Consider the following 23,174-nt stretch of genomic DNA (forward strand, 5'->3'; position numbering starts at 1 on the left):
TGCCAACGAACGACGGTCAGCTGCGGTCTAGTTTTTGTATCCAAATGTTTTTTTAGTCCGATGCTTAACACCCATGTCTGTGCAGCTTTATTGGGCAAATGGACCTCGCTCTTCAACTTTGCTGGTTACTGGGGCCAGGCCCGCACCAGTATCTGTTTGGCAGCTGCTGCATCAGTTAACCTGCCATACCCCAGGTGCTCGCTGGCGCCCAAGCGCGAGTTGCAAAAAGCGTCGGCTACCGCAATTGGCGCATGTTGCTGCAATAGTGCTCCTTGCATGCAACGGGCCATAAGCTCGACCAATTGACGCGCAAAAAATGGTTGCTGTTGCGCTTGTTCCAGACGCTGCGGTAAAACAGCTATTGCGGCATCAAGTCGCGCGTGGCTGCCCTTAGCACGATTTAGCTCTGTTAATAACGCCGCGAAACATTCGGGTTGCTTTTGTACGGCACGCAATACATCTAAGCACTGAACGTTACCGCTACCTTCCCAAATTGCGTTAATTGGCGCGTCCCGATACAAGCGCGGCATAATGCAGTTCTCCATGACACCGCTGCCGCCTATCACTTCCATCGCTTCATAGGCATGTTCCGGAGTGCGCTTGCAGATCCAATATTTCCCCACTGCCACGGCGATACGCGCTAATGCACGTTCATGTTCATCTTGCTGATTATCCATGGCACGTGCCATGCGCATCGTCAGTGTCATCGCGGCTTCGCTTTCTAAGGCTAGATCAGCGAGCACATTTTGCATCAGGGGCTGATCAATTAGCTGCGCCCCAAACGCAGCACGATGTTGGCAGTGGTGCATTGCTTGTACCGTGGCCTGACGCATTCCAGCAGCAGAGCCGATCATGCAGTCATAGCGAGTCATCGCCACCATCTCGATAATCGTCCGTACACCCCGACCTTCTTCACCCACCATCCACGCCATGGCACCGCGCAACTCGGCCTCACTGGAAGCGTTGGCGACATTGCCCATTTTGTCTTTGAGTTGCTGAATCTGTAATGGATTCTTACCGCCGTCTGGGCGCCAACGCGGCAATAGAAAGCAGCTGAGACCTGCGTTGGTTTGCGCCAGCACCAAAAACGCATCGCACATGGGAGCTGAAACAAACCACTTGTGTCCCACCAACTCATAGGGCTGCCCCGGTCCTCCTTTTTTCACTGGGTAGGCACGAGTGGTATTCGCACGAACGTCAGAACCGCCCTGCTTCTCCGTCATGGCCATTCCAATAGTTACCGCTTGTTTCTCGGTATCCGGCACATTGCGTGGATCGTAGCTGTTGTGCAAAATTTTGGGTAGCCAATACTTCGCCAGATCCGGCTGATGTTGCAATGCCGGTACCGCAGCAAACGTCATAGTGATAGGACAGCCGTGGGCAGCTTCAACCTGTGTATGTAGATAGTACTTAGCTGCTCGTGCGACGTGAGCACCAGATTTAGGATCAGCCCAAGGTGAGGCGTGCAAGCCATGCTCCGTCGCAACAGTCATTAACTGGTGATAGGCATCATGATAGTCGACCCGATCGACACGATGACCAAAGCGATCCTGAGGCTCAAACTGTGGCGTGTTGGCATTGGCCTGGAACCCTAACCGAATGGTGTCCGCCCGACCTGCCAACTCCCCCACCGAGTAAACCGAAGCCTCAGCCCAGCTCGCTCCTTCCCGTTTTAGTGCCTCTTGCAACGCTGTATCGCGAGTAAACAGATTATAGTTTTCCAATGCTGGCGGCTGGTTCTCAACCTCGTGAGTCGTTGCCATAAAACGTTCTGCTTGTTGCCAATTCGTCATACATCACCTCGACTAACCCTTAACTCATCTGACCAGTTGATATAGGTCAACAAGATAGTGAGTATTCAACTAAAAGTCTAAGTTAAGTTTGGCTTAATTTAAAAATTCGGCCATGGTTAAACTCACGTAAATAATGCTCCAACGCAAAGGACGTCGTTATGAAAACCGCAACTCGCTACAGTACACACAGTATTATCAATCACTGGATAACACTTATTCTGGTTACAATTATGCTGACATTGGGACTGGTCGGCAATCACGCACCGACCGACGCAGCCGAAAACTACATCATGCCCTGGCATTTTAGTTTTGGCTTTTTGACTGCTGTATTTGTATTCTGGCGAGCTGGGGTTCGAATTTTTGAAGGATTCGCCAAAGCACCCTCACATCAACAATTTTGGGAACGTGTTCTTAGTCGTGTGGTGCATATCGCTTTATTGCTAACCCTACTGGGTCTGGTTATTAGCGGCCCGATGTACTTGTTTACCGAAGGCGAAGGTATCCCAGTGTTTCAGTTATTCACGATTCCCTCACCTTTTAGCGGCGAACTCGAGACCCTGCACGAAACAGCAGAAACTGTTCACAAAACACTTGCCGTACCAGTTCTTAGTACCCTGTTAGTATTGCACGTGCTAGGTGCTATTCGGCATTTTGCTCGGCTTGGGCACGGCAAAGAATAAGTGCTAATATTCGCGTTTGGTCCACAAAGTTAAGTCCACTATGGCGCGAACCAACCTGATTAGCCGTAAAGGTTATTTTAAATTACAAGCGGAGCTCGACCATTTATGGCGTGTCGAGCGCCGCGAAACCACAGAAAAAGTTACCTGGGCAGCGAGTCTCGGTGACCGTTCGGAAAATGCTGACTACAAGTACAACAAGCAAAAGTTGCGGCAAATTGACCGACGCATCCGCTTTTTGCGGAAACGTCTGGAAGCTTTAAAAGTTGTAGATTATGCACCAGCGCAAGAAGGCAAAGTATTTTTTGGCGCTACGGTTACCATTCAGAATGACGACGGCAACGAGAAACAATTTACCATCGTCGGGCCTGATGAAATTTACGATGATAAATTCGTTATTTCAATCGATGCCCCGATGGCACGGGCCGCCATAGGCAAACAACTTGACGATGAAGTTCAGGTACACACCCCGACCGGTACTCGTATTTGGCACATTACTGCTATTATTTACCAACGAACCAAATCAGAGACTATCTAGAGGTCGCACCGTCCGCGCAATGACTGCTATACTGGCGCGCACATTTTTGCTTTCAACAAAACGAGAGAGAATTCATGAGCTCGATTTCCCAGCAAATCGCGAACGAGTTAGCAGTCAGTTCGCAACAGGTTCAAGCTGCTATCGCGCTACTCGATGACGGCGCAACCGTACCCTTTATCGCACGTTATCGGAAGGAGGCCACCGGCGGCCTCGACGACACCCAATTGCGTAATCTCGCACAGCGCTTAACTTATTTGCGCGAGCTAAATGATCGCCGTGAAGTCATTTTGGCCAGCATCCGTGATCAGGAAAAGCTCACGCCAGAACTCGAACAACAAATTCGCAGCACTGAGTCGAAGACTGAACTCGAAGATTTATATCTGCCATATAAACCCAAGCGTCGCACCAAAGGCCAGATAGCCATCGAAGCTGGGCTAGAACCATTAGCGAGCAGCCTGTTCGCAAACCCTGAACAAGATCCCGAATCACTCGCAGCTGATTATATCAACGCTGATGCCGGTTTTGCTGATAGTAAAGCGGTATTAGATGGCGCACGCTTCATTTTGATGGAACGCTTCGCGGAAGATGCTGGCTTACTTAAGAAAGTTCGCGTTTACCTGTGGAATAATGCAGAAATCACTAGCGTTGTCGCCCCCCAAAAAGAGCACGAGGGCAGCAAATATCGTGACTATTTTGCGTTCAGTGAAGCCATTAAAAAAATCCCCTCACATCGTGCCTTGGCGCTGTTCCGCGGTCGTAATGAAGGCATGCTGCAGCTCAAGCTAAATGCTGATCCGCAGCAGGAAGATCCAAAAGCCCGTAGCTACGGTGAGCAAATCGTCGCTGACCATCTACAGTTCAGCCCGGCGTCACGTGGCGCAGATGCATGGCTGACGCAAACCATTCAATGGACTTGGCGCATCAAGTTGTTGTTGCACATGGAAACCGAGTTATTTGGTACCGTGCGCGAACGCGCCGAAGCTGATGCCATCAAGATCTTTGCCGACAATTTGAAAGACCTGTTAATGGCCGCACCAGCCGGCGCGAAAACCACCATGGGGTTAGATCCTGGGGTGCGTACCGGAATCAAAGTTGCAGTTGTAGATAGCACCGGCAAAGTGCTAGGCACCAACACCGTATTTCCGTTCCAGCCGCAAAACCAAGTCGACAAAGCAATGCGAACCATTGCCGGCATGTGTAAACAACACAAAGTTGAACTTATTGCCATTGGTAACGGCACGCATTCACGGGAAACCGACAAGTTGGTCACCGATTTACTTAAAGCAGACAAAGATCTGAAAGCCAGCAAAGTTATTGTCAACGAGGCTGGAGCATCGGTTTATTCGGCGTCAGAACTTGCCGCACAGGAATTCCCTGATCTAGACGTTTCCCTACGCGGTGCGGTCTCAATCGCGCGACGTTTGCAAGATCCCTTGGCTGAATTAGTAAAAATCGAACCTAAATCTATTGGTGTTGGCCAGTATCAGCATGATGTTAGTCAAGCACAGCTTGCCCACAGCCTTGATGCTGTAGTTGAAGACTGTGTTAACGCCGTTGGTGTTGACGTCAATACTGCATCTGTTGCCTTGCTCGCCCGTGTTGCCGGGTTAAATAAAACCCTCGCCCAGAACATGGTCACTCACCGTGACGCTAACGGCCGTTTTGCCGAGCGCAAAAGCCTACTGAAAGTTAGCCGCATGGGCCCAAAGTCGTTCGAGCAAGCTGCTGGATTTTTACGCATTATGGATGGCCAACAACCTCTGGACCGCTCTGCGGTGCACCCAGAAGCTTATCCATTGGTCGAGCGCATGGCTACTGATCACGGCAAGCAAGTTGAACAGCTGATTGGCGATAGCGCGTTTCTCAAAACTCTCGATGCACAAGCCTATACCGATGACAACTTCGGCTTACCTACGGTACGCGACATTATTCGTGAACTCGACAAACCAGGCCGCGACCCACGCCCTGAGTTTAAAACCGCAAGCTTCAAAGACGGTGTTGATACGCTGCAGGATTTACGTCCGGGCATGACACTTGAGGGAGTTGTTTCGAACGTCGCTGCCTTTGGCGCATTCGTTGACGTTGGCGTACATCAGGATGGCTTAGTGCACGTCAGTGCTTTGTCCGATAGTTTTATCAGCGATCCACGGGAAGTGGTGAAAGCCGGCGATATCGTCAAAGTAAAAGTGCTTGAGGTGGATGTGCAACGCAAACGCATAAGCCTCTCCATGCGTCTGCATGACGAGGTGACCAGCGCCGCCGGTACTGAAGCCAAAGGTGCCGCTGGCAAAACCGCCAGCAAGCCGAAGCAGCAATCCGCTAGCAAGCGTCCACCAGCGAAAAAACAGCCGCCGGTAGGCAATTCAGCTATGGGCTCAGCCTTTGCTGATGCTTTCGAAAAAGCAAAGAAATAGCGCTTAGCTGAAAAAATACCGGTAGGTTAGCAGGCCCGAACATACGGTCCATAAAACCAGACTGAAAATAGGTAAAGCCACCATCACCCGCACTGTCGCTGAGCGATTACGGGTGGTGGTGTCAAGAAAGTGGGGCAGCGAAGGTATAATGGCATTTATAGCCTCATCAAATCGACGCAAGGTCTTCTTGTGGCGCTCAAAAAACTTCAGACCCGATTTTAACTTGGTATAAAACAAAAAGTTGATAACGTAACCGAACGCGATCAGCATCACCGCGGTCCAGGTGTTGGTCGGTGTTTGTGGCCGTTCAATCAGAAACGCAAAGGCTGTCATAAATGCTGTCATAAAAGTGACCAGCATTCCCAGCTTCGTCCAGTTCAGATTATCCTCATGCGTATAGAGTGCGGTAATGCCCTGCTCTTTTTCGATCAAGTGCTGCACCAACTCATGTTTATCGCACTGCGCCATGCGGGTTTGTGGATGCTTGCGCTGCTTGCTGAAATACCAGATTGAACGGGTGCGTACCACGCCATCATAATCAGCCGGCGGCTGCAGATCCCAAAGATGGTTAAAGCCACTTTTTTGATGAAACTCGATCGACCGTGTATTCAAAGGTTCGTTAACTACCGCTGCCAACGCCACGTCCGTTCGCATCTCAGCAAAAAGTTTCTCATAAAGCGCTCGCGTTGCGCCCCGAACTTCGCCCGTGGCACAAATTTGCTTAATCAAAGTAAAGGGGTCAGCGACCGAATAGCGTAGACATGAGTTAATGATTTCATCCGGTTGAATAGCTTCACTACTGTACGCAAGCAGGAAACCACCAAGTTTACCGTCTTGTTCAGCAACCCAGAAGTACTCGGCGCTATCAATGTAGGCGTGGTATTTATCTTGAGAAAAGTTCGAGATGAGAAAACCGGTATCTTCCGGATGCGGCAAGTTCTTCAACAGCCAGCTTTCTGCTAACGCGTGAAGGGCCGGAATATCATCATGTTGTGCGGGGCGGATTGTAACCATGCGAGCATCCATTTCGTCTAACGAGGAACTGATGCCCGCATGATAACACGGTTAATTTGCTTGTGGACGCCGCAATAACATCTTGAAATGCTGCTTATGCTCAAGAAACGCCGCACGTAATTCAGCGACCTTGATTTGCATCTCGTCCAAGGTTGGCATTTGCTCAGTCAAGGCCTTGGTTCGATTATCGAGGAGCTGTTTACGCGCCTGATAGTACTCACGTAGACGTAGCAACAACGCATCGTACTCGTCATGTAACTTTTGCAAGGTTGTTTCACAGCGAATTGGCGTTCTTGCGGTCAGCTTTTTAAACTGCATCTCGATTTTGGCTTTTTCAATTTGATAACCATGAGTGCGCTTTAAGTTGTGCGTCAGACCCAACCATGAACAACTTCGAATTAACCATTTGGTCGGATCAAACTGCCACCAGCGAATACCATTACGGTAATCTGCCGAAAAAATATGATGGAAGTTGTGATAGCCCTCACCAAAGGTAAGGAAAGCAAGAAAGCCGTTGTCGCGCGCTGTGTTGCGGTCAGTGTAGGGTTGCTTACCCCAGATGTGCGCCAGCGAATTAATGAAAAATGTGGTGTGATGATTAATCACTAAGCGGGCAAATCCGACTAAAATGACTGCCCCCCAGACATCACCCAGCATCAAGCCAATAGCAATGGGCCAACCAATGCTGGTCAGCAGCGTTAGTGCTAAATAGTGGCGATGCTGCCACATCACGATCGGGTCTTTTTGTAAGTCTTTCACATTATTGTAGTCGTGGTAGCGCGATGCATGATACTCACGGAGCATCCAGCCAATGTGCGAATACCAGAATCCGCGCTTCGCCGAATACGGGTCTTTGTCGTTGTCATCAACGTGCTTATGGTGTTCCCGATGGTCTGATGACCAATGCAAGGCACTGTTTTGTACAGCTAATGCACCACCCAACGCGAACAATAGGCGCAATGACCAATGCGCGTCATAGGTACGATGGGCCCACAGGCGATGGTAGCCGGCAGTAATAGAGATTCCAGCGAAGCCGATGGTGCCGATCAACGCCAACCATAAACCGAAAGAGAAGCCGTGCGTCAACCCATACCAAGGCACACCGATGGCGGCGACGGTAAAGGTGATGGCAAATACGAGGGTGTTTAACCAAATGATACTTGGCTTAGCAGACTGAGACTTCGACATAAAATACCTACCTAAAAAAATCGGCATGTTGCGCATCATCTAATTTAGCGAACATGTGTACGCTGAATTTACCGATATTCCACTCAAGGTGCAATGTTTATTTGGTAAAAAGCGATGAATTGCGTGAACACACGTTCACTGACATAATCGATTCAGCTAGCAAACGTTAGGCAACGTAACTGATGAGGAAGTTCAATCTATGGCCGGTATTCGCGCTGCGCAAAAAGAAAAAACCCGTCGCGCATTAATTCAAGCTGCGATGAATCAGCTTAGTGCTGAACACGGCTATGCATCGCTAAGCCTGCGTGAGGTCACCCGAGAAGCGGGAATTGCACCGACCTCGTTTTATCGACACTTTCAAAATATGGAAGAACTGGGACTTACTTTAGTCGATGAAGGTGGCTTAGCCCTGCGTCAGTTGCTGCGGCAGTCGCGCCAGCAAATTGCAAAAGGCGGCTCCATAGTGCGCGCCTCAGTAACAACCTTTATGGAGTTCGTAGCCAACAATACGGCTATTTTTCGCTTATTACTGCAGGAAAAGTCAGGGAATTCCAAAGAATTCCGTTTGGCTGTGCAGCGTGAGGTTGAGCATTTTACTGCCGAACTCGCTGATTATTTAGTGGCTGAGCAACAGTTCAGCCATGAACTCGCTGAACTGCAAGCGGACGCCATTGTGCGTATTGTATTCAGCGCTGGTGCCGATGTCCTCGATGCTTCAGTCACTGAGCGGCAGCAACTACTGGAAATGACCATCGCTCAGGTTCGTCTGGTCGCGCGGGGTGCCGAAACTACCCGTGCATTGGCCAAGTCAACGAAATCATAATCACGGCGACCACCGACATCACTATCGATAGTGGTAACCCCAAACGCCAGTAGTCAGCAAACCGGTAACCGCCTGGCCCCATAACCAGAATGTTCGACTGATGACCAATAGGGGTCAAAAACGGTAAAGCCGCACCAATTGCAACCGCCATCAAAAATGGGTCCATTGAAGCGCCAAGAGTCTCGGCCATACTGATACCAATCGGCGCCATTAGAACCGCAGCTGCGGCATTATTAATAATGTTTGACAGCAACATAGTGACCACCAACAACAAACTTAAGGCTACGAAGTTGGGCGCACCTTGACTGATCGATAGCGCCACATTTGCCAGGGTGTCTGCTGCCCCACTCCGCTCCAACGCGCTACCCAGAGGAATGGTCGCGGCTAATAATACGATAATCGGCCATTCGATGTGCTCGTAAAGCTCACGAATAGGGATAACATTGGCTAACACCATCACCCCTGCTGCCATCGAAAATGCGACGGGTACACTCAACAAACCAAATGCACTTAACCCTATTGCTGCCGCAAAAATTACCAAGGGTAAAATCAGTTTTCGTTTACTGCCAAGCCGCAGGCTCCGCTGTGCCAGCGGAAAACAGCCAAACCGATTGAACACATCATTGAGTACTTCGGCATCACCCTGCAGTAGCAATACATCGCCAGGTTTAAACCGAACATTTGACAGGCTTGGTTGTAAGGGTTGGCCTTCGCGCGCAACCGCTAAAACGTTAACGCCAAACCGATGACGTAAGCGCAGATCTGAAGCTGAACGACCAATCAACCGCGAATCGTGGCCGACGATACCCTCGATGACTTTTATCTCATCCGAGACCAGAAATCGCGTATCGAGCTCTTCCTCAGCGTTGAGTTCAAATTTAGTAATATCAATTATTTGCTGCAGCGTTTCTGCATCCGCCTCGACAATAAGCACATCTTCAGCCTTCAATCGTTGATAGCGTGGCGGTGCAGTAATCATTTGTTTGCCACGTTTTAACGCAACCACAGCAAAGTTTTCTTTGATTTTAGATTCGAATTCAAACAGCGTATGACCGATTAAACTGGCGCCCTCGGGTAGGTACAACTCAGTTAAATATGCACTCACATCATAGGGCGAACTTGAGGTGTCGCGACTCTTGTTGCGCGGCACCAAAAAGTGAGCGGTGAGCCACATCAACACTAGACCAGCGACAGCAACACTCAAACCAACCGGAGTGAAGTCAAAAATGCCGAAGGGTTCAGCCCCGTGACTGGCACGAATATCCGCGATAATGATGTTTGGTGGCGTACCGATCATGGTAATGGTACCACCTAACAGTGAGCCGAAGGCCATAGGCATTAGCATCAACGACGCATGTCCAGCGCCATTGCGCGACAGCTGCAAGGCGACTGGGATCATAATCGCCATAGCCCCAGTGTTACTGATAAAAGCCGACACAATTGTGGTTAATCCAGTAAGCACGATCATCTGTAGCCAGACCCGGTCACCGACTTTCTTTACACTAGCGGCCATCGAGTCAACGACTCCGGAGCGCCATAGTGCATGACTAATAACCAATACGGCAGCCACAGTGATCACAGCAGCGTTACCAAACCCCGAGAACACCTCCTGGCGCGGCACTAGGTCAGCAATGTAGGCAGCAAACAAAGCACCCATGGCGACAAAGTCGTAGCGCCAGCGATCCACCACAAAAAGTACCAAAGCTGTGATCAGAATAATGCCAATCCAGATTTGATCCGCCATGTAATGTTTCCTCACTAAATTAGGTAAAGGTTAGAGTGGCTTGATTTCGTGGGAAGTCAACTATTTTACTGCTACTATGTTGAAGAAAAACAACATGTATAGGAGAAAACGATGTTCCTTCGGATAGGTCTCACAGCACTTTGTGCGGCATTAAGTTTCAGCATTTCAGCGCGCGACATCTCGCTGCAAGAAACGGTAACCACACAGTCGATTAGTAGTTTTGCGGTCAGCGAAGATGGTCAAGTCGCCGCGTTTACCAAAGTTACACCGCGTACCCCTTATGTTGACGAAGATGGTGGTAATTTCGTTGAGCTTTACGTGGTTCGTGGCGAGAATAAGCCGGTACCTTTCATCACTGACAAACAAGGTATCAGTGATGTCAGTATTCACGGTGAGACGATTTATTTCACCAGTAAACGCGATGATGATGACCACACGAGTCTGTATAAAATTTCACTGAACGGTGGTGAGGCGCAAAAAGTATTCGAGCATGAGAATAACATTTACAACTATGCCCTGAGTGCCGATGGTCGCTACCTCGCTTTTACCGGCCGCACCGCTGCCGACAAAAAAGCAAAGGAGCTCGCGGAAAAGGGCTTTAAAGCTGAAGTTTACGAGGAAGAAAATGAGTTTACCCACGCTTGGTTCGTTGACCTCAGCGCTGAAAGTCAAATCGCTGCGCAATTAACCGATGACCGTCATGTGTTCTCGGTAGCCTTCCGCCCAAACCAAGAACAATTGTTACTCCGAACTGCTCCGACATCTTTAGTTGATGATAGTTACATGAGTAGTCAGTACCAGCTGATATCCTTCGCGGGTGTAGAAGAGTCGAGCTTCGCTACTGTGGGTAAATTAGGTAAAGCCGAGTTTTCTCCAGACGGCCGTTATCTGGCCGTTATCGCTGCGGCTGATTACAATGACCCAGCGACCGGACGCCTACTCGTGTTTGACCTGCAAAATGCCAACACCGTGCGTAACGTTCTACCTGATTACCCGGGTCATGTACGCGACATCGATTGGCGCAATAATGATGAACTTATTTATCTTGGGCACATTGGTACCGAATCCGAAGTTCACGCAATCACCATGCAATGGCTCGAAACACGACCGTTGTTAGAAGCAGGTAAAGCTATAGTTGTAGATATCGAGGCTACCGTAGGACAGTCAGCTGTTTACGCCCGAGCTCATCGACCGGAACATCCAACGGAATTATTCCGTTTGCAAATGCAAAACCTGATCCGGCTCACTGACTCGAATCCGTGGTTAGCAGAAGTCACCATGCCAAAGCAGGAAACCATCCGTTATAACGCACGTGATGGACTCGAGTTAGAAGGTATTTTGGTCTATCCCACTGATTATCAGGAAGAATCAAAATATCCGCTAATCACCGTGGTGCATGGCGGTCCTGAATCACATTACAGCAACGGTTGGTTGGATCGTTATTCAAGCCCGGTTACGTACGCCGCGCAACAGGGTTACGCGCTTTTCTTCCCGAACTACCGAGGTAGTACTGGTCGTGGCGTCGAGTTTTCCAAACTTGGCCAAAACGATTACGCCGGTAAAGAGTTTGACGACATTGTTGACGGTAAAAGTCACCTCGTAGAACGTGGCATCGTTGACGGCGAGCGTGCCGGTATCACCGGCGGATCATACGGTGGTTTCGCCTCAGCATGGGGTGCCACAGCACAAACCGAACACTGGGCGGCGAGCGTCATGTTCGTTGGCATCAGCGATAACATTTCCAAATTTGGTACCACCGATATTGCCAAAGAAATGCATGCCGTGCACGCGCGGAGTTATCCGTGGGAGAAATGGCAGTGGTATCTGGAACGCAGCCCAATTTATCATGCAGAAAAAGCTCGCACGCCGATTTTGATTATGCATGGTAAAGAAGACACCCGAGTTCATCCAAGTCAATCGATGGAGCTCTATCGCTATCTCAAAACTCATGGCAACGTTCCTGTCCGACTCGTGCTTTATCCGGGTGAAGGTCACGGCAACCGCCGCGTGGCTGCACAACTCGATTACAGTATGCGCCTCATGCGTTGGATGGATGGTTTTTTGAAAGAGGGTGCTACTGAAGCACCAGCACACGAGCTACCACATGCAGCACAAATCAACTAACGTTGACTCACCATTGGACCCGCGTTACCGGCGGGTCCAATTCCTAAAGTCGTTACTATGGGTGATCATGGTGGTGGCGCCTTTACTCGCACTCATTAATCAGTTTTTCGAACAGCATCCGATCATGGTCGCACTCGAATACCTGTTGTTCGTTTGTGGAGTCGGTCTTTACATCTGGTTGCGACGCGGGCCTAACGCAGTGGTTGTCATCAGTTGGCTAGTAACTGGGATTTTTGCGTTAGTCATCTGCGTTTATGTAGTTCTTAGTCAAGGACAAGCGTACGCTCTCTATTGGCTCGCTACCTTCCCACCAGTTGCTTACTTTTTACTCGGGGGAAAATGGGGTTTGATCGCCAGTGTAAGCTTCGTTAGCGGTATTTTTTTCTACCTTTTACAAGCATCAACAGGTTGGACTACTGCACCCTTTTCTATTCACTCATTGTTGAACATTCTGATAGCAACAACAGCGCTCATCATTATTCTACGGCATATTGAACGCACCCGAGCTGAAGCTTTTCACTTCCTGCAAAAACATAGCCAACGGTTAGAATATATGGCGGTTACCGATCGCCTGACCGGTCTCTTCAATCGTACCAAACTTGATCATGCGTTAAGTGGTGCGCTAGGCCGTGCTCAGCGTGAGCAACGCGATTTTTCCATCATACTATTGGACATCGATCATTTTAAAAAAGTAAATGATCCCTACGGCCACCAGATTGGCGATAAGATCTTGATCGAGCTCGCCCAGTTATTGCGTGGCAATGTTCGTAACACCGATGTCGCGGGGCGCTGGGGTGGAGAAGAATTCCTCTTGGTACTGCCTGAGCAGACGCGTCAACAGGCAGTGCTGCATGCCGAACGTATCCGTAACACCATCGCGGCGTTTGAATTCCACGATGGCATCCACATAACGGCAAGTTTTGGCGTCGCCAGCTATCGCGCCAAGGATGACGCCTCCAGCATTATCAGACGGGGCGATAAGGCTCTTTACGAGGCCAAAGCACAAGGCCGCAACTGCACCGTTAGTGACGCCCACCAAGAATAAAGAAAGCCCGCTCCATCATCCACAATGAGCGGGTCTTCATTGCTAACGCGCTGGGTAATACTAGCTTATAGTTGCGGTCCAGCAGCAACCAGTGCTTTACCTTCATCGTTATCGGTAAACTTCTCAAAGTTCGCGACAAAGCGACGGGCTAAGTCTTTAGCTTTTAAATCCCATTCTGTTGCGTCGGCGTAAGTGTTACGCGGATCAAGAATTGACGTATCTTCTACGCCTGCCAGTTGAGACGGTATCGCCAAATTAAAATAAGGCAGGTTTACAAATTCCGCATCTTCAATACTGCCATCTAAAATCGCATCGATAATCGCACGCGTAGCCTTAATCGAAATACGTTTACCTGTTCCATTCCAACCGGTGTTGACCAAGTATGCTTCGGCGCCAGCATCTTCCATCCGTTTACCCAATACTTCTGCATACTGAGTTGGATGCAAGCTTAAGAAAGCCGCACCAAAACAGCTGGAAAATGTCGGGGTTGGCTCAGTAATGCCGCGCTCTGTACCTGCTAGCTTTGCGGTAAAACCGGACAAAAAGTGATATTTAGTCTGCTCTTTCGTTAACTTGGAAACTGGCGGCAGCACACCAAAAGCATCGGCAGTCAGGAAAATAACCTTTTTCGCATGACCCGCTTTTGATACAGGTTTTACAATATTCTCGATGTGATCAATCGGATACGAGACTCGGGTGTTCTCAGTTTTGGAGCCGTCGTTAAAGTCTATCCTACCATCGTCAAGTACCGTCACATTTTCTAATAGGGCATCACGGCGAATCGCATTGTAGATATCTGGTTCAGCTTCTTGCGACAGATTGATGGTTTTCGCGTAACAACCGCCTTCAAAGTTGAACACTCCGTCGTCGTCCCAACCATGCTCATCATCGCCGATTAATTCACGCTTGGGATCCGTAGATAAGGTGGTTTTTCCGGTACCTGACAAGCCAAAGAAAATAGCGACATCACCGTCTTCACCAACGTTGGCCGAACAATGCATTGAGGCAATACCCTGTAGTGGCAGAAAGTAGTTCATCATCGAGAACATGCCTTTCTTCATTTCGCCGCCGTACCACGTACCACCAATCAACTGAATTCGCTCGGTGAGGTTAAAAGCGACAAAGTTCTCAGAATTTAAACCATGCTCCTGCCACTTTGAATTGATGCACTTGGCACCATTCATCACTACAAAGTCAGGCTTGAACGTCTTCAACTCTTCTGCCGAAGGACGGATAAACATGTTTTTCACGAAATGCGCTTGCCACGCCACTTCAGTTATAAAACGCACAGACAAACGGGTATCTTCATTGGCACCACAATAGGTGTCGACGACAAATAACCGCTTACCTGAAAGTTGCTCGGTAACCGTTGCTTTTAAGTCCACCCATATTTCTGGCGAAATCGCTTTATTGTCGTTTTTGCCCTGATCAGCCCACCAAAGTGTGTCTTTGGTTGTCTCATCGCGCACAATATATTTATCCTTCGGCGAGCGACCGGTAAAAATACCAGTGTCGACTGCGACAGCGCCAAGATGAGTAACAACACCCTTCTCGTAGCCTTGTAAATCACTGCGAGTTTCTTCGGTGTAGAGCTGGTCGTATGAAGGATTATGAATGATTTCATTGACGTCTGTAATGCCGTAACGGCTTAAATCCAGATCAGTCATGTGGCGGACTCCTGCGGGTCTAGTCTGAGCAAAAAGATAGAAACGAAAAAAGAAACGAATTTTGGGTCGCGATTCTAACCCGAAATCATAAAAATTGGTAGTTCAAGCGCCGTATTACCCCGCTATATAGCACGCTTATAGCGATTTTATCTTTTCATTCAATGCGTTCGCGACACGGGTATCAGTAAACTGCCGTACATCACCATGATGTAGCGCTACTTCTTTCACTAAGGTCGATGAGATAAATGAATTTTCTTCAGAAGGTGTCAGGAAAACGCTTTCAAGCCCTGGATACAGCCGCCGATTCATATTCGCCATTTGAAACTCATATTCAAAGTCGGATACCGCTCGCAGTCCACGGATCAAAACTGTTGCGCCATGCTCTTTGGCAAAATCGACCAATAATCCGCTAAAACCAACCACGCTAACATTAGGCAGCTGATCCGTAACCTGCCGCACCAACTCTACCCGCTCTTCAAGGCTGAACATCGGATTTTTACTCGGATTATTAGCAATACCTACCACCACCTCACTAAAAAGGTTTGCCGCACGCTCGATAAGATCCGCGTGACCATTGGTAATAGGATCAAAAGTTCCTGGATAGATAGCACGCTTGTGCATGAATTTTCTCCGGCAACAGAAATGAGGATGCGCGATACCCTGCAGATCAGGTAAACTATAGGACAAATCCTATTTACTACATCCGCGTACGCTATTCAAAGCACGGAGAATTACATGAAGAACGATTTTTATCAACAGCTAGATACCCAGCTCGAAGAGCTCACGCAAGAAGGCTTGTACAAAAAAGAACGCGTTATCACTAGCGAACAAGCAGCCGAGATTAAAGTAGGCGACGACAAGTCGGTGCTTAATTTTTGTGCCAACAACTACTTAGGTTTGGCCAATCACCCCGACCTCATCGCCGCCGCTAAGCAAGGCCTTGACGAGCACGGGTTTGGTACCGCCTCTGTACGATTTATTTGCGGCACGCAAGATATTCACAAAACGCTGGAAAGCAAACTCAGTGATTTCTTAGGCACGGAAGATACTATTCTTTATTCATCGTGCTTCGACGCTAATGGCGGTTTATTCGAAACATTAATGGGTCCAGAAGATGCCATTATTAGTGACGAACTCAACCACGCCAGCATCATTGACGGTATTCGGCTAAGCAAATCAAAGCGCTATCGTTACAAGAACAACGATATGGCGGACTTAGAAGCGCAGCTTAAACAAGCAAAAGCAGATGGCGCCCGTCACATTTTAATTGCGACGGACGGTGTGTTCTCCATGGACGGCGTCATTGCCAATATGCAAGGCATTTGTGATCTTGCCGAACAGTATGGTGCCCTGACCATGATGGATGATTGTCACGCCACCGGTTTTTTAGGTGCTAACGGCAAAGGTACCCACGAATACTGCGGTGTGTTGGGCCGTGTCGACATCATTACCGGCACCTTAGGCAAAGCACTTGGTGGTGCCTCTGGTGGCTATACCGCAGGTAAAAAGCAAGTAGTTGACTGGTTACGTCAGCGCTCCCGGCCGTACTTGTTTTCTAATTCGGTCGCACCAGCGATCGTTCAAGCGTCCATTCGCGTAATAGAAATGCTTGAAGAAGGCGGTGAGCTACGTCAGCGTTTGTGGGATAACGCCAATTTCTTCCGTACCGAAATGACCAAAGCTGGCTTCACTTTAAGTGGTGCTGACCATGCCATTATTCCGGTTATGATTGGCGATGCTAAACTGGCGTCCGAGATGTCTGACCGTCTGCTTGAACAAGGCATTTACGTGATCGGCTTTTCTTTCCCAGTGGTACCGCGTGGTAAAGCACGTATTCGTGCCCAAATGTCTGCCGGTCACTCACGCGAGCAACTGGAACGTGCCATCGCCGCCTTTATTCGTATTGGTAAAGATTTAGGCGTCATTTAAACGCGGAGGAGCTGATGAAAGCTTTAGCGAAATTACATGCTGAACCCGGTATTTGGATGACCGATACCGACAAGCCGGAATATGGCTACAACGATATTTTGATTAAGATTAAGAAAACTGCAATCTGTGGTACCGATGTGCATATCTATAAATGGGACGAGTGGTCGCAAAAAACGATTCCGGTTCCTATGGTTGTAGGTCATGAATATGTTGGTGTGGTGGCGGCTATGGGCGACGGCGTCCGCGGCTTTGAACCAGGCGACCGGATTTCCGGCGAAGGCCACATCACCTGCGGCCATTGCCGCAACTGTCGTGCCGGCCGTCGGCATTTATGTCGCAACACTGTTGGCGTTGGAGTAAACCGCCCTGGTGCGTTTGCAGAATACCTGGTGATTCCCGCGGAGAACGCCTTTAAATTGCCCGACGATATCAGTGACGATCTTGCTGCGATTTTTGACCCTTTTGGCAACGCAGTGCACACTGCTCTTGCATTTGATTTGGTTGGCGAAGATGTGCTCATTACCGGTGCTGGTCCGATTGGTATCATGGCTGCGGCAGTCGCACGTCATGTCGGAGCGCGCCATGTGGTGATTACCGATATAAACCCGTACCGGTTAGAACTAGCGACCAAAATGGGTGCTACCCGAGCGGTTGACGTAAGCAAAGAGAAGCTCAGCGATGTCATGACCGAACTGGGTATGAAGGAAGGCTTCGATGTTGGATTGGAAATGTCGGGTGTGCCTTCGGCCTTCAGCCAAATGCTCGAGACCATGAACCACGGTGGCAAAATAGCCATGCTGGGTATTCCGCCGCAGAGCGTTGCTATTGACTGGAACCAGGTCATTTTCAAAGGTCTCACGATAAAAGGCATTTATGGCCGTGAAATGTTCGAAACTTGGTACAAAATGGCGAGCTTACTGCAATCCGGACTCGATTTGTCGCCGATTTTGACGCATCACATGCCGGTAGCCGATTTTGAAAAAGGTTTTGAAATTATGACTTCTGGACAGTCTGGTAAGGTTATTCTCGACTGGGAAGCCTAAATTACCGAACCTAAGTCAGCAACCAGAAAGGACGAATCAATGAGTGAGTTCAGCCGCATCAATACCGCCACAGCCCATGAGTTGTGGCAAAGTGGCCAAACAGCATTTGCCGATATTCGTGATCCGCGTTCATTCGCTTTGGGTCACATACCGGGTTCAGTTCATCTGACCGATGCCTCGCTCAGTGATTTCCTTGAAGATCTTGATGACGACCAAGCGGTAGTGGTGGTTTGCTATCATGGCAACAGCAGTCAGGGAGCGGCGCAGTATTTAGCTCAGCAAGGTGTAGAGCCGGTCAGCAGCCTTGACGGCGGCTTCACCGCTTGGGCACAATTTTATCCTGACGCGGTGGAGCACAACTAACATGCAAAAATTACTGACCACCCGTAATGCCGATATGATGAAACGCCTGCACAGCTTTCTCCAACGCCGCGGGGTTCCAGTAACGGTCAGTGAACACGGTAACCAACTCGAACTCTGGCTCGTACAATCCAGTTACAGCGCGCTAGCAAAGGATTTGATCGCAGAGTTTAAGGCGGACCCCGACGGTGCCGAAGCTGAATTGCAGTCAACAACCTCAGCGACTTCGTCCGCACCCCCTAAAAATGCCTCATTGCCTCAACAACTGCTCAGTCAAGCCGGATTAGTCACCATTACTTATGCAGCTTTAGTGAGCCTGGTGTTTATCGCTCTCAATACCCAATTAGCCATGCCCATATTTGAGAACCTGCGCATCAGCGATACTTTTAGTGACTTACCATGGCAACAACCCTGGCGATTCCTGACCCCAACCCTGCTGCATTTTAGCCTGTTACATTTTTTGTTTAACGTGTTCTGGTGGTGGTATTTGGGTGGGCGTTTCGAACGCGCTTATGGTTCAGTGTATCTGCTAATTGCCCTGGTCAGTTGCGCGGTGTTGTCAAATCTAATGCAGTTTATGGCTAGTGGACCTTATTTCGGCGGCCTTTCGGGCGTGGTTTATGGCCTATTCGGTATCGCCGTGGTCGTAGCCTGGCAACGGCCTCGGCATCCACTTTATTTACCCATCGGTTTGATCGGCTTTATGCTGGTGTGGTTGCTGCTCGGCTATACCGACCTGTTGTGGGTTAACGTCGCCAACACCGCACACTCTGCTGGGCTTATAGCCGGCTTAGTACTGGGGATTGCGATTCGCATAATCGAACATATCAATAAAACTAAAACCGCTCATGGCCGTTGAGTTTCCCGAGGTTGATTTCCCTGTCGTGCGATGGGGCGGTGAAGCGGATTGGCATGCCCCAGCAGCGCCGGGCAAGTGGTCTGATTGCGCCCGTGACTGGCTACTTGACCCAGCTTCGCTGACCGCGAAGCTGAAAGCGCGCACAACACAATTTGCAGTGCAACTTTTAGGACAACATCAAGTCCCCTTATTGGCCGACGAGCGACGCTGGCTCGGCCACCAACAAAGCGGTGTGGTACGCGAAGTCATTCTTTGGTGTGACCATAAGCCTTGGATCTTTGCGCGCAGTGTTTTTCCTATGCAAGCGCTGGCTCAACAACAGTTGCGGCTCGACGATTTAGGCAACAAACCTTTGGGCGAGCACCTGTTTAAACAACCGGATCTGACCCGCAGTGCGGTAGAAGTTTCTAGCTTCACCAGTGAATCAAAAGTGGGCCAACTGCATCAACAACTTGGTTTCCGGCCTGCTACACTTTGGGGCCGACGAAGCTGCTTCACAGCAGCTGGGCAACAGGTTTTAGTCGCTGAAGTGTTTATCGGGGCCTCGCCACTGGCACAGGAGCAGAATCATGTCTAACCCCTACTGGCGTCTGATGCGCGCCGATCGCCCTATCGGCACCCTACTGCTCGCTTGGCCAATGCTTGGCGCGCTCATCATTGCCGGTGCTGGCAACCCGCCGTTAAAAATCGTGGTGTTATTTTTAGTCGGTGCATTTGTCATGCGCTCAGCCGGTTGTGTGATCAATGATTTCGCCGATCGTAAGATCGATGGCCGAGTCACCCGCACCAAACAACGCCCGCTTGCTACCGGTGAGATAAAAAGCTGGCAGGCTTTAGTACTTTTTGCTGGCTTACTGGTCATCGCGTTCCTCATCGTGTTGCAATTTAATAAAACCACGATTTTATTGAGCTTTGCCGCCGCTGGCGTCGCTACACTCTACCCCTTCTGTAAACGGTTTACGCAACTACCACAAGTGGTGCTGGGAGTTGCCTTTAGCTTTGGTGTGCTTATGCCGTTCACCGCTCTGGAGCAAGGTTTGCCCTTGGCAGCATGGCTATTGTTTGCCGCCAATATTTGCTGGACCGTAGCTTACGACACCCAATACGCCATGGCTGACCGTAACGATGATATTAAAATCGGGGTTAAGTCGACGGCAATCCTGTTTGGCGGATTTGATCGTCTTGCTATTGCACTGCTGCAACTCGCAACTTTAGGATTACTGCTTTGGCTCGGTTACGACTTAGGCTTTAGCTGGATTTACTGGAGTGGTTTAATCTTAATGGCGCTGCTGTTTGCCTGGCAACACGGCTTGATTTGGTATCGCGAATCGCAACGCTGCTTTCGTGCTTTTCTGCATAACAACCATGTCGGTTGGGTGCTCGCAGCAGCAATTGCTGCGAGCTACTGGTACTAAGCCTCTAAACGACGTTGCACCGACTGGCGGATAGTTTGCACCACCGCCGGCTCCAGCAAGCGGTCGATGGTATCACTGAGTTCACCAACATCGGCGTGCGCAACAAAGTTACCGTCGCTGTTTACTTCAATCAAATCTTCACGCTTTAATGTGGAAATTAGCGCGCTAAGCAGTTTCTTATCGAAAAACTCAGGTGCATTGACGCCATGCATGGCACTCAATCGTTCGGCCAACTCCACTGCAGCTTGCTCCAGCACTGCGCGTCCTTGTGCCCCGCCCTGTTGTAATAGCTCGAACAAGATCGCATAACGCTGCAAGGTTTCACCCGCAGCGCGTGCTAACAACTGCAATTGGAAATAGGCCGAGGTATCGCGTGCGACCGTAACGTACTCGCCATCCGCTACCACGTTGAGCATACCCGCGCTATGTAAGTGGTCGACGATCGCCTGCGCCCATAACTGCATATCCTCCCGCGCATGGCTGATAAATAGCTCTTCTTTTAATAAGGGTTGCACTTGTTCTAGCAAGTTCACCACGTCTGCCAGTTTGAAGCGTTGATGAGCACAGGCAAATGCTGCGATCATCGCCGGTACAATCACCATATGCATGATGTTATTGCGGTAATAGGTCATGGCAATCGCTGAGATCCCTTCCAGGCGAATCATTTCGCCCATGGTATCCGCCACCACAGTGAATTTGTCTTGCCGTTTCGCTAGTTGCCAAAGCTCCTCGCCTGACTCCGCGGGCACATAAGCATCGCTGCTGTAAGGCACGTCACGAAGCAACTGAGTATAAACATTAAGTTGTGCCACTAATTTTTCGCGTGACAAGGTATGCTGCTCAGCACTCAGTAACGCCAAGGCACTCAGATTGACACTATTCATGCCTGCGGCATCATTGATCCGCTGCATAATTTGTTCTGCCACAAGGTTGACCGTTGGTGTTAACCACTTCGGCCGCGCTGGCTCTTGAGCACCGTAAGTGATGGAGTCGCGCCAACTCGGAGTCAGTTTATCCAGCGTTTGACCAACATTAATAGGCGCACCGAAGGTGACATAACCTTGACCGAAATTACGTAAATGGCGCAGGCTTGATAGTACTTTCCACGCAGATTCTTTTTCTTTCGACTTCCCTTTGAGCTCTTTCAGGTAGGTGCCGACCTCCATTACGTGCTCGTAACCAAGGTAGACCGGAACAATCGAAATCGGCCGCTGTTGGCCGCGTAACATACCTTGAATGGTCATCGCTATCATGCCGGTTTTCGGAGTTAACAAACGTCCAGTACGGCTGCGTCCACCCTCGGTGAAATATTCGACCGGGTAACCTTTTTGGAATAGGCGATTAAGGTACTCTCGGAACGCCGTCGAATAAAGCTTGTTACTTTTAAAACTGCGGCGAATAAAAAACGCGCCACCGCGGCGAAACAGCGGACCGGCGGGGAAAAAGTCGAGGTTGACGCCTGCTGCAATATGCGGCGGCACTAATCCCTCTTTGTAAATAACATAACTTAGTAGCAGATAATCCATGTGGCTACGGTGACAAGGTACGTAGATAACTTCATGGCCAGCCTGCGCCAAACTGCGAATACGCTCGCCGCCTTCAACATGGATACCATTATAGATACGACTCCACATCCAGCCCATAAACCGGTCCAACATGCGAACCAAGGTATCACTGTAATTCGCGGCAATTTCATCCAGGTAGTCATGGGCGCGTTTGCGGGCCTTTTCAGGGCTTATTTTTTTACTTCGAACCTCTTCGGCAATCGCTTTTTGTAGTGCTTCACTTGCCAGAAGTTCACTGATAACGCGTTCGCGATTCGCAACCTTAGGTCCTGCGACGGCATGCCGTAAACGTACAAAATGTACACGTGCGACGCGCGCCAGCTTGTGCGCGATGCGCCGACTTGCGCCATGCTGATCCGTCATTTGGCGTAAGCTCACCGGCCGACTACCGCGAACCAGGATATGACGACCGGAAAACATCACTAACCAAAATTTGCGCCAGCGCCCAGGGTTATCAAGATCAGCCACCATGGTGTTCCCTTCTCGCGGCTCTTGCCCGGCTTTTCTTCCCCAGAACAGACCTAAGGGAACCACCTGCACGTTTAACTGGCGTTCTTTTTCATGACTATGTAGTAACTGCAGAAACTCTTCCACCGCAACCTCATTTGTTTCGGCGCGGGTTTGCTCCAGATACATCACACGAGCATGGCGGCTACCGTTAATCAGCAACGGTTCGGCCGGATCAGGAAGACCCGCCTTACGCAGCGCACGTCTTGCGACCAGCAGATCGGTAATTGACGTCGAGCGCATGACATAAACGACATGCTGCGACCCACTATCAGGGCTGACGTCAGCACTAATCGTTTCGTCGAAAATTACTTCAAAGCGTGTTAACCAACGCACTGGCCAATACAATAATTTGGCAACGAAGCCTCTCCAACTCATGGAATTCCCCTGCAAAATTCAACCTCTTAAAGGATAACATTGATCTATAGGGTTTGCTGTTAGAAAAAAATTGCACAAAAAAGTTGCGATC

19 protein-coding genes are annotated in these 23,174 nt (G+C 49.6%); 12 read left to right on the plus strand and 7 right to left on the minus strand.

What is annotated here, in order from left to right:
- Window positions 1-125: 125 nt before the first annotated feature.
- Complete coding sequence (locus ACQ5ES_RS06870; protein WP_445015184.1) at window positions 126-1,793, minus strand: acyl-CoA dehydrogenase family protein; 1,668 nt, start codon at window positions 1,791-1,793, stop codon at window positions 126-128.
- Between the two features lie 158 nt (window positions 1,794-1,951).
- On the opposite strand from ACQ5ES_RS06870, the gene ACQ5ES_RS06875 reads away from it, so the two are divergent.
- The 3 genes from ACQ5ES_RS06875 (at window position 1,952) to ACQ5ES_RS06885 (ending at window position 5,422) form a co-directional block, all read left to right on the plus strand.
- Window positions 1,952-2,473 (plus strand): cytochrome b, encoded by a 522-nt coding sequence (locus ACQ5ES_RS06875; RefSeq protein ID WP_445015185.1) that lies wholly within the window; start codon window positions 1,952-1,954, stop codon window positions 2,471-2,473.
- Between the two features lie 40 nt (window positions 2,474-2,513).
- Window positions 2,514-3,008, plus strand: a complete 495-nt coding sequence (greB, locus tag ACQ5ES_RS06880; RefSeq protein ID WP_445015186.1) for a transcription elongation factor GreB — start codon at window positions 2,514-2,516, stop codon at window positions 3,006-3,008.
- A gap of 74 nt (window positions 3,009-3,082) precedes the next feature.
- On the plus strand, window positions 3,083-5,422 hold the full coding sequence (locus ACQ5ES_RS06885) for a Tex family protein (RefSeq protein WP_445015187.1): 2,340 nt from the start codon (window positions 3,083-3,085) through the stop codon (window positions 5,420-5,422).
- 3 nt (window positions 5,423-5,425) lie between these two features.
- On the opposite strand, the gene ACQ5ES_RS06890 is transcribed toward ACQ5ES_RS06885, so the two are convergent.
- Complete coding sequence (locus ACQ5ES_RS06890; RefSeq protein WP_445015188.1) at window positions 5,426-6,436, minus strand: GNAT family N-acetyltransferase; 1,011 nt, start codon at window positions 6,434-6,436, stop codon at window positions 5,426-5,428.
- Window positions 6,437-6,487: 51 nt separating this feature from the next.
- The gene (locus ACQ5ES_RS06895; protein ID WP_445015189.1) at window positions 6,488-7,624 is read right to left on the minus strand and encodes an acyl-CoA desaturase; all 1,137 of its coding nucleotides are present in this window, start codon (window positions 7,622-7,624) and stop codon (window positions 6,488-6,490) included.
- A 199-nt stretch (window positions 7,625-7,823) separates the two neighbouring features.
- Between ACQ5ES_RS06895 and fabR the strand changes: the two genes are divergently transcribed.
- Window positions 7,824-8,447, plus strand: coding sequence for an HTH-type transcriptional repressor FabR (fabR, locus tag ACQ5ES_RS06900; RefSeq protein WP_445015190.1), 624 nt, complete (start codon window positions 7,824-7,826; stop codon window positions 8,445-8,447).
- Here the strand turns inward: fabR and ACQ5ES_RS06905 are convergent.
- Window positions 8,413-10,191 carry an SLC13 family permease gene (locus ACQ5ES_RS06905; RefSeq protein ID WP_445015191.1) on the minus strand — a complete coding sequence of 593 codons (1,779 nt, stop codon included), beginning with the start codon at window positions 10,189-10,191 and terminating at the stop codon, window positions 8,413-8,415. The genes fabR and ACQ5ES_RS06905 overlap by 35 nt on opposite strands.
- A 111-nt stretch (window positions 10,192-10,302) precedes the next feature.
- On the opposite strand from ACQ5ES_RS06905, the gene ACQ5ES_RS06910 reads away from it, so the two are divergent.
- On the plus strand, window positions 10,303-12,315 hold the full coding sequence (locus ACQ5ES_RS06910) for a S9 family peptidase (protein ID WP_445015192.1): 2,013 nt from the start codon (window positions 10,303-10,305) through the stop codon (window positions 12,313-12,315).
- On the plus strand, window positions 12,296-13,360 hold the full coding sequence (locus ACQ5ES_RS06915; RefSeq protein ID WP_445015193.1) for a GGDEF domain-containing protein: 1,065 nt from the start codon (window positions 12,296-12,298) through the stop codon (window positions 13,358-13,360). Before ACQ5ES_RS06910 ends, ACQ5ES_RS06915 begins: the two co-directional genes overlap by 20 nt.
- Window positions 13,361-13,425: 65 nt before the next feature.
- On the opposite strand, the gene pckA is transcribed toward ACQ5ES_RS06915, so the two are convergent.
- Together pckA and coaD are read right to left on the minus strand one after the other, a co-directional pair.
- On the minus strand, window positions 13,426-15,027 hold the full coding sequence (gene pckA / locus ACQ5ES_RS06920; RefSeq protein WP_445015194.1) for a phosphoenolpyruvate carboxykinase (ATP): 1,602 nt from the start codon (window positions 15,025-15,027) through the stop codon (window positions 13,426-13,428).
- Between the two features lie 135 nt (window positions 15,028-15,162).
- Window positions 15,163-15,648: a pantetheine-phosphate adenylyltransferase gene (gene coaD, locus ACQ5ES_RS06925; protein ID WP_445015195.1), complete on the minus strand. Its 486-nt coding sequence runs from the start codon at window positions 15,646-15,648 to the stop codon at window positions 15,163-15,165.
- A gap of 114 nt (window positions 15,649-15,762) precedes the next feature.
- Between coaD and ACQ5ES_RS06930 the strand changes: the two genes are divergently transcribed.
- From ACQ5ES_RS06930 to ubiA, 6 genes are read left to right on the plus strand one after another with little or no spacing between them, the layout of a single operon-like run.
- Window positions 15,763-16,956 (plus strand): glycine C-acetyltransferase, encoded by a 1,194-nt coding sequence (locus ACQ5ES_RS06930; protein WP_445015196.1) that lies wholly within the window; start codon window positions 15,763-15,765, stop codon window positions 16,954-16,956.
- Window positions 16,957-16,970: 14 nt separating this feature from the next.
- Complete coding sequence (gene tdh / locus ACQ5ES_RS06935; protein WP_445015197.1) at window positions 16,971-17,999, plus strand: L-threonine 3-dehydrogenase; 1,029 nt, start codon at window positions 16,971-16,973, stop codon at window positions 17,997-17,999.
- A 39-nt stretch (window positions 18,000-18,038) separates the two neighbouring features.
- Window positions 18,039-18,362 carry a thiosulfate sulfurtransferase GlpE gene (glpE, locus tag ACQ5ES_RS06940; protein ID WP_445015198.1) on the plus strand — a complete coding sequence of 108 codons (324 nt, stop codon included), beginning with the start codon at window positions 18,039-18,041 and terminating at the stop codon, window positions 18,360-18,362.
- A gap of 1 nt (window position 18,363) precedes the next feature.
- Window positions 18,364-19,218 carry a rhomboid family intramembrane serine protease gene (locus ACQ5ES_RS06945; RefSeq protein WP_445015199.1) on the plus strand — a complete coding sequence of 285 codons (855 nt, stop codon included), beginning with the start codon at window positions 18,364-18,366 and terminating at the stop codon, window positions 19,216-19,218.
- On the plus strand, window positions 19,208-19,795 hold the full coding sequence (locus ACQ5ES_RS06950; RefSeq protein WP_445015200.1) for a chorismate--pyruvate lyase family protein: 588 nt from the start codon (window positions 19,208-19,210) through the stop codon (window positions 19,793-19,795). The genes ACQ5ES_RS06945 and ACQ5ES_RS06950 overlap by 11 nt, the downstream gene beginning before the upstream one ends.
- Window positions 19,788-20,633 carry a 4-hydroxybenzoate octaprenyltransferase gene (ubiA, locus tag ACQ5ES_RS06955; RefSeq protein WP_445015201.1) on the plus strand — a complete coding sequence of 282 codons (846 nt, stop codon included), beginning with the start codon at window positions 19,788-19,790 and terminating at the stop codon, window positions 20,631-20,633. The genes ACQ5ES_RS06950 and ubiA overlap by 8 nt, the downstream gene beginning before the upstream one ends.
- Here the strand turns inward: ubiA and plsB are convergent.
- Window positions 20,630-23,083: a glycerol-3-phosphate 1-O-acyltransferase PlsB gene (gene plsB / locus ACQ5ES_RS06960; protein ID WP_445015202.1), complete on the minus strand. Its 2,454-nt coding sequence runs from the start codon at window positions 23,081-23,083 to the stop codon at window positions 20,630-20,632. The genes ubiA and plsB overlap by 4 nt on opposite strands.
- Window positions 23,084-23,174 lie beyond the last annotated feature (91 nt).

The organism is Pseudidiomarina xizangensis, assembly GCF_052541995.1.

Excerpts from the sequence above, each read along its gene's own strand:
- ACQ5ES_RS06890 (WP_445015188.1), bottom strand. The coding sequence starts at position 6,436 with ATGGTTACAATCCGCCCCGCACAACATGATGATATTCCGGCCCTTCAC.
- ACQ5ES_RS06945 (WP_445015199.1), top strand. The coding sequence starts at position 18,364 with ATGCAAAAATTACTGACCACCCGTAATGCCGATATGATGAAACGCCTG.
- ACQ5ES_RS06885 (WP_445015187.1), top strand. The coding sequence starts at position 3,083 with ATGAGCTCGATTTCCCAGCAAATCGCGAACGAGTTAGCAGTCAGTTCG.
- greB (WP_445015186.1), top strand. The coding sequence starts at position 2,514 with ATGGCGCGAACCAACCTGATTAGCCGTAAAGGTTATTTTAAATTACAA.
- ubiA (WP_445015201.1), top strand. The coding sequence starts at position 19,788 with ATGTCTAACCCCTACTGGCGTCTGATGCGCGCCGATCGCCCTATCGGC.
- ACQ5ES_RS06930 (WP_445015196.1), top strand. The coding sequence starts at position 15,763 with ATGAAGAACGATTTTTATCAACAGCTAGATACCCAGCTCGAAGAGCTC.
- ACQ5ES_RS06950 (WP_445015200.1), top strand. The coding sequence starts at position 19,208 with ATGGCCGTTGAGTTTCCCGAGGTTGATTTCCCTGTCGTGCGATGGGGC.
- tdh (WP_445015197.1), top strand. The coding sequence starts at position 16,971 with ATGAAAGCTTTAGCGAAATTACATGCTGAACCCGGTATTTGGATGACC.
- plsB (WP_445015202.1), bottom strand. The coding sequence starts at position 23,083 with ATGAGTTGGAGAGGCTTCGTTGCCAAATTATTGTATTGGCCAGTGCGT.
- ACQ5ES_RS06875 (WP_445015185.1), top strand. The coding sequence starts at position 1,952 with ATGAAAACCGCAACTCGCTACAGTACACACAGTATTATCAATCACTGG.
- ACQ5ES_RS06870 (WP_445015184.1), bottom strand. The coding sequence starts at position 1,793 with ATGACGAATTGGCAACAAGCAGAACGTTTTATGGCAACGACTCACGAG.
- ACQ5ES_RS06905 (WP_445015191.1), bottom strand. The coding sequence starts at position 10,191 with ATGGCGGATCAAATCTGGATTGGCATTATTCTGATCACAGCTTTGGTA.
- glpE (WP_445015198.1), top strand. The coding sequence starts at position 18,039 with ATGAGTGAGTTCAGCCGCATCAATACCGCCACAGCCCATGAGTTGTGG.
- fabR (WP_445015190.1), top strand. The coding sequence starts at position 7,824 with ATGGCCGGTATTCGCGCTGCGCAAAAAGAAAAAACCCGTCGCGCATTA.
- ACQ5ES_RS06895 (WP_445015189.1), bottom strand. The coding sequence starts at position 7,624 with ATGTCGAAGTCTCAGTCTGCTAAGCCAAGTATCATTTGGTTAAACACC.
- coaD (WP_445015195.1), bottom strand. The coding sequence starts at position 15,648 with ATGCACAAGCGTGCTATCTATCCAGGAACTTTTGATCCTATTACCAAT.
- pckA (WP_445015194.1), bottom strand. The coding sequence starts at position 15,027 with ATGACTGATCTGGATTTAAGCCGTTACGGCATTACAGACGTCAATGAA.
- ACQ5ES_RS06915 (WP_445015193.1), top strand. The coding sequence starts at position 12,296 with ATGCAGCACAAATCAACTAACGTTGACTCACCATTGGACCCGCGTTAC.
- ACQ5ES_RS06910 (WP_445015192.1), top strand. The coding sequence starts at position 10,303 with ATGTTCCTTCGGATAGGTCTCACAGCACTTTGTGCGGCATTAAGTTTC.